Source organism: Paraburkholderia sp., assembly GCF_035656215.1.
In the GTDB taxonomy this organism is placed as follows: domain Bacteria; phylum Pseudomonadota; class Gammaproteobacteria; order Burkholderiales; family Burkholderiaceae; genus Paraburkholderia.
Window position 1 is genome coordinate 41,949 of the sequence record NZ_DASRSY010000081.1, and the last position, 6,420, is coordinate 48,368.

5 protein-coding genes are annotated in these 6,420 nt (G+C 62.9%); all 5 read left to right on the forward strand.

The genetic code is table 11. The features are described 5' to 3' along the window. Nucleotides 1-222 precede the first annotated feature (222 nt). Nucleotides 223-2,814: a leucine--tRNA ligase gene (leuS, locus tag VFE81_RS04605; RefSeq protein ID WP_325043461.1), complete on the forward strand. Its 2,592-nt coding sequence runs from the start codon at nt 223-225 to the stop codon at nt 2,812-2,814. A gap of 91 nt (nt 2,815-2,905) precedes the next feature. Continuing rightward, nucleotides 2,906-3,457, forward strand: coding sequence for an LPS assembly lipoprotein LptE (lptE, locus tag VFE81_RS04610; RefSeq protein WP_325043462.1), 552 nt, complete (start codon nt 2,906-2,908; stop codon nt 3,455-3,457). An 84-nt stretch (nt 3,458-3,541) separates the two neighbouring features. Then, entirely contained in the window at nt 3,542-4,660 is a 1,119-nt protein-coding gene (holA, locus tag VFE81_RS04615; RefSeq protein WP_325043464.1) for a DNA polymerase III subunit delta, read from the forward strand. 95 nt (nt 4,661-4,755) lie between these two features. Next, nucleotides 4,756-6,027: a glutamate-5-semialdehyde dehydrogenase gene (locus tag VFE81_RS04620; RefSeq protein ID WP_325043465.1), complete on the forward strand. Its 1,272-nt coding sequence runs from the start codon at nt 4,756-4,758 to the stop codon at nt 6,025-6,027. A 124-nt stretch (nt 6,028-6,151) separates the two neighbouring features. Next, on the forward strand, nt 6,152-6,420 hold a 269-nt coding region (locus VFE81_RS04625; RefSeq protein ID WP_325043466.1), incomplete at its 3' end, for a CopD family protein.

The following is a 6,420-nucleotide window of genomic DNA, read 5'->3' on the forward strand; positions in this document are numbered from 1 at the left end:
GCCGCCGTTATTGCTGCCGCGCGGCGCCATGCAATACCGTCTCCGCGCCGGCCTCGATCCGGCGCAACCCGTTGCCCCCGCGCAGCACGCCACGCGGCGCACCTGTCCGTGAACGGTATAATCAGCCCTTTCCCCTGCAGAAGGGGAAACGACGCCATTTCATCCAGCAGAGCACCAAAGCGGCCGGTGCGAAAGCACCGAACCCAGCGATTCCATCACACCATGCACGAAAAATACGTTCCCTCCGACGTCGAAGCCGCAGCGCAAGGGCAATGGCGCGCCATCGACGCGTACAAGACGTCGGAAACCACCGACAAACCCAAGTTCTATTGCGTCTCGATGCTGCCGTACCCGTCGGGCAAGCTGCACATGGGGCACGTGCGCAACTACACGATCAACGACGTGATGTACCGCTATCTGCGGATGAACGGCTACAACGTGCTGATGCCGATGGGTTGGGACGCGTTCGGCATGCCGGCGGAAAACGCGGCAATGGCCAATAACGTGCCGCCCGCGAAGTGGACCTACGACAACATCGCTTACATGAAGAAGCAGATGCAGTCGATGGGCCTCGCAATTGACTGGTCGCGCGAGGTCGCGACCTGCAGCCCCGATTACTACAAGTGGAATCAGTGGCTGTTCCTGAAGATGCTCGAAAAGGGCATTGCGTACAAGAAAACCGGTACCGTGAACTGGGACCCGGTCGATCAGACCGTGCTCGCCAACGAGCAGGTGATCGATGGTCGCGGCTGGCGTTCGGGGGCGCTGATCGAAAAGCGCGAAATCCCGATGTACTACATGCGCATCACGCAGTACGCGGATGAACTGCTGAACGACCTCGAAGGCCTCGGCTGGCCCGAGCGCGTCAAGATCATGCAGCAGAACTGGATCGGCAAGAGCTTCGGCGTGAACTTCGGTTTCCCGTATGAGATCGACGGCGAACAGAAGCTGTTGCGCGTGTTCACCACGCGTGCTGACACGATCATGGGCGTGACTTTCTGCGCGGTCGCCGCCGAGCATCCGCTCGCCACGCGCCTCGCCAAAGACAAGCCGGAACTGCAGGCCTTCATTGAAGAATGCAAGCGCGGCGGTGTCGCCGAAGCCGACGTCGCGACGATGGAAAAGAAGGGCATGGCCACGGGCTTCACCGTCACGCATCCGCTGACGCAGGAGCAGGTCGAAGTGTGGATCGGCAACTACGTGCTGATGAGCTACGGCGAAGGCGCCGTGATGGGCGTGCCCGCACACGACGAGCGCGATTTCGCGTTCGTGAAGAAATACGGGCTGCCGATCAGGCAGGTGGTCGCCATTGAAGGCAAGGAATACTCGACCGATGGCTGGCAAGAATGGTACGGCGACAAGACCGGCACGCTGATCAATAGCGGCAAGTACGACGGCCTCAATTACACGGATGCGGTCGACCGGATCGCCGCTGACCTGAAAGAACTCGGCCTCGGCGACAAGCAGATCACGTGGCGTCTGCGTGACTGGGGCGTGTCGCGCCAGCGGTACTGGGGCACGCCGATTCCGATCATCCATTGCCCGAAGTGTGGCGACGTGCCGGTGCCGGAAAAAGATTTGCCGGTCGTGCTGCCGGAAGACCTCGTGCCGGACGGCACGGGCAATCCGCTCGCGAAGTCTGAAGCGTTCGTGAACTGTGCCTGCCCGACCTGCGGCGGCGCGGCCAAACGCGAAACCGATACGATGGACACCTTCGTCGATTCGTCCTGGTACTTCTACCGCTATGCGGCGCCGGACGCGAAGACCATGGTCGACAAGCGTACCGATTACTGGGCGCCGATGGATCAATACATCGGCGGCATCGAGCACGCGATTCTTCACCTCTTGTATTCGCGCTTCTGGGCGAAGGTGATGCGCGATATGGACCTGATCAAGTTCGGCGAGCCGGCCAAGAACCTGCTTACGCAGGGCATGGTGCTCAACGAAACCTATTACCGTGAAAGCGACGCGGGCAAGAAGACCTGGTACAACCCGGCCGATGTCACCGTCTCGTTCGACGACAAAGGCCGCCCGGTCGGCGCCGTGCTGAACGCGGACGGCCAGCCGGTGGTCCTCGGCGGCGTCGAGAAAATGTCGAAGTCGAAGAACAACGGCGTCGATCCGCAATTGCTGATCGATCAACACGGCGCGGACACCGCACGTCTGTTCGTGATGTTCGCCGCACCGCCCGAGCAGCAGCTCGAATGGTCGGGTTCGGGCGTGGAAGGCGCGAGCCGCTTCCTGCGCCGCGTGTGGAGCTTCGGTCACGCGAATGAAGCTGCGCTGCGCGCCGGCGGCAAGTTCGACGCCGCGCAACTCGGCGAAGTCGACAAGGTGTTGCGCCGCGAGATCTACAGCGTGCTGAAGCAGGCCGACTTCGATTACCAGCGGCTGCAGTACAACACGGTAGTGTCGGCGGCGATGAAGATGCTCAACGCGCTCGACAGCGCGAAGGGCGCGCAACCAGCGGTGCTGCGCGAAACGTACAGCGTGATGCTGCGTGTGTTGTATCCGGTTGTGCCGCATCAGACGTTCCAGTTGTGGCAGGAACTCGGTTACGCGGACGAATTCGGCTCGCTGCTTGACGCAGCATGGCCGAAGGTCGACGAACAGGCGCTGGAGCAAGCCGAGATCGAACTCGTGCTGCAGGTGAACGGCAAGGTGCGCGGCGCGATCACGGTGGCGAAAGATGCTTCCCGTGACGCGATTGAAAAGCTCGCTGCCGCTCATGAGGCGGTCGAGAAGTTCAGCGAAGGCAAGGCACCGAAGAAGATCGTCGTGGTGCCGGGCCGCCTCGTGAACGTTGTCGTTTGACAGCCCACCGAAACATGACAGCAGACAAACGCCACTGCGCGCGGCGGCGCTTGCCTCTCGCTGCGGAATCTACTGCGAACCAGGAGCCAATGTGACTCGCAGATCGTTATTGACGCTGGTATGCAGCGTGCTGATGTTGTCCGCCTGCGGCTTCCAGCTGCGCGGCCAGCAGGACTACGCATTCAAACGACTCTTTATCTCCGGCGGATCGGCCGCGGCTGGCGCGCGGTTGACGCGCCTGGTGCAAGGCGGTAGCGATACGGTCGTGGTCAGTTCCGTCGCGAATTCCGACGCGACGCTGCAGATCAGCGAGGGCCGCAGCGTCAATACGCTCACGCTGAACTCGCTTGGTGTCGTCGAAGAATATGCAATGGCGCTGTCGATGACCTACTCGCTGGTCGGCAAGGACGGCACCGTGCTGATTCCGCCGAGCGTGATCGCGCTGAACCGCGCAATGACCTATAGCGACCAGTACTCGCAGGCCAAGGCTGCTGAAGCCGATATCCTGTTCGCGGACATGGAGACCGACGCGATCGACCAGCTTACGCGCCGGCTATCGCTGGTGCGCTCGCTGCATCCGGCGCCGGGTCAGCAGGTGCCGGGGGTTGCGCCGCGCGCGCCGTTGCCGCCGCCGCCGCTGTGAGCGTCGTGCTGTGTCTTTGTTTAGCTTGCTGCGCTTGCTTGTGCACGCGCGCATGTACTCGTTTAACCTCGCCGATCGGTAGCCATGCAACTGCGACTTGACGCGCTCGAAGCGCATCTCGCCAAGGGACTCGCCGGACTGTACGTTGTGTACGGCGACGAGCACCTGCTCGCGCAGGAAGCGTGCGACCGGATTCGGGCGACGGCGCGTGCAGCCGGTTTTACCGATCGCTCGGTGTTCACCGTCGAGCGCGGTTTCGACTGGAGTTCGCTGCTGGGCGCGAGTCAATCGATGTCGCTGTTCGGCGACCGTCAACTGGTCGAGTTGCGCATTCCGTCGGGCAAGCCCGGCAAGGAAGGTGCGGATACGCTGAAGGCGCTCGCCGCCGCCGTGAATGACGACGTGCTGACGATGATCACGCTGCCGCGGCTCGATGCGGCCACGCAGAAGTCGGCGTGGTTTACTGCGCTTTCCGATGCAGGTGTGGCGCTGAAGATCGATCCGGTTGAGCGCGCGCAGTTGCCGAATTGGGTCGGTCAACGGCTCGCGGCTCAGGGCCAGAGGGTCGTTACCGGCGAAGAAGGGCGGCGCGCGTTGGCGTTCATCGCCGAGCGCGTTGAAGGCAATCTGCTTGCGGCGCATCAGGAGATCCAGAAGCTCGGGCTGCTCTATCCGGCCGGCTCGTTGAGCTTCGACCAGATTCAGGACGCCGTGTTGAACGTCGCCCGTTATGACGTTTTCAAGCTGAACGAGGCGATGCTCGCGGGCGATGTTGGCCGTTTGTCGCGCATGCTCGATGGCTTGCGGGGTGAAGGCGAGGCTGCCGTGCTGGTGCTGTGGGCGGTGGTCGAAGAAGTGCGCACGCTGTTGCGGATCAAGCGCGGCGTCGCGGCGGGCAAGCCGCTCGCGATGCTGGTGCGCGAGAACCGCGTGTGGGGGCCGCGCGAGCGGTTGATTGGGCCGGCGCTGTCGCGCGTCACCGAGGGCGCGCTGGAGAAGGCGCTTGCTTTGGCGGCGCGGCTGGATCGGCAGGTGAAGGGTTTGTCGGGCGGCACGCCGGGCAATCATCGTAACGATCTTCCGCCCGATCCGTGGGATGGCCTGTTCGAACTGGCGATGACAGTCGCTTCGCCGCAAACAGCGCCAGTGCCGCCATCACGACCTCGTGCCGCGCCAGGTGCGCCGGCCCGAAGGCCAGTCTGAAGCAAAGCTCGGTCACCCGACTTACAATCGCTTCATCTTTCGCTAGTTCTGCCTGTCCGCCGCACCTCGATGTGCGCGGCATCATGAGAATCACCATGGATATCGACCAGTACATGACCGACCTCGGCCGCCGCGCCCGTCACGCTTCGCGTGCGATGGCCCGTGCGTCGACGGCGGCGAAAAACGCCGCGCTTGCCGCGGTTGCGCAGGCGATCGAACGCGATGCCGCGCTGCTGAAAGAGGCCAACGCGCGCGATGTAGCCCGCGCACGCGGAAAAGGTCTCGACGCCGCGTTCATCGATCGTCTGACGCTGTCGGACAAGGCACTGAAGACGATGGTTGAAGGCTTGCGGCAAGTCGCCGCGCTGGCGGATCCGATCGGCGAGATCAGCAATCTCAAGTATCGGCCCAGCGGCATTCAGGTTGGTCAGATGCGCGTGCCGCTCGGCGTGATCGGCATCATCTATGAATCGCGTCCGAACGTGACGATCGACGCCGCCGCGCTGTGTCTGAAGTCCGGCAACGCGACAATTCTGCGTGGTGGGTCGGAAGCGCTGGAATGCAACACGGCATTGGCGAAGCTGATCGGCGAAGGGCTGGAAGCCGCTGGTTTACCGCAGGACGCGGTGCAAGTGGTCGCAACGTCGGATCGCGCCGCGGTCGGCAAGCTGATCACGATGACCGGATACGTCGACGTGATCGTGCCGCGCGGTGGCAAAAGCCTGATCGAGCGCCTGATGAATGAAGCGCGCGTGCCGATGATCAAGCACCTCGACGGCATCTGCCACGTGTACGTCGACGATCGCGCGGATCTGGCGAAGGCGCTGACTGTTTGCGACAACGCCAAGACGCACCGCTACGGCACGTGCAATACGATGGAGACGCTGCTGGTCGCGCGGGGCATCGCAGCCGAAGTGCTGCCGCCGTTGGGCAAGCTGTATCGCGACAAGGACGTCGAACTGCGCGTGGATGCCGCAGCGCGTACGGTGCTCGCGCATGCGGGCGTCGGCCCGCTCGTCGACGCGACCGAAGAAGACTGGCGCACCGAATATCTCGCGCCGGTGCTGGCGATCAAGGTGGTCGACGATCTCGACGCGGCGATCGAACACATCAACACCTACAGTTCGCAGCACACGGATGCCATCGTCACCGAAGACCACGATCGGGCCATGCGCTTCCTGCGCGAGGTCGATTCGGCGAGTGTGATGGTCAACGCATCGACGCGTTTCGCCGACGGTTTCGAATTCGGGCTGGGCGCGGAAATCGGTATTTCTAACGACAAGCTGCATGCGCGCGGGCCGGTGGGACTGGAAGGGCTGACGTCGCTGAAGTACATCGTGCTTGGGCATGGCGAAGGCCGGCAGTAAGTCGCCTGCCGGCTGAGCGTTTCATCGCGAACGCCGCCGATAAGTGCTGTCGGTCACGCATTTTTCACTACGAACGCGCCGCCACGAGCGCTGATTTCCACGATACAAATCGCGAGGGCCGCTGATGCTTTGGGTAAAAACGTTTCACATCGTTCTGATTGCTTCCTGGTTTGCCGGCTTGTTCTATCTGCCGCGCATCTTCGTCAATCTGGCGATGGAGACTGAACCGGCCGCCACGGCGCGGTTGCTCATCATGGCGCGCAAGCTGTTTCGCTTCATGACGTTCATCGCGGTGCCGGCGCTCGCATGCGGACTGTGGCTGTGGCTCGCGGTCGGCATTGGACGCGGGCAAGGCTGGATTCACGCGAAGGTCGGGGTGGTGGTGTTGCTGAT

Excerpts from the sequence above, each read along its gene's own strand:
- leuS (WP_325043461.1), top strand. The coding sequence starts at position 223 with ATGCACGAAAAATACGTTCCCTCCGACGTCGAAGCCGCAGCGCAAGGG.
- holA (WP_325043464.1), top strand. The coding sequence starts at position 3,542 with ATGCAACTGCGACTTGACGCGCTCGAAGCGCATCTCGCCAAGGGACTC.
- VFE81_RS04620 (WP_325043465.1), top strand. The coding sequence starts at position 4,756 with ATGGATATCGACCAGTACATGACCGACCTCGGCCGCCGCGCCCGTCAC.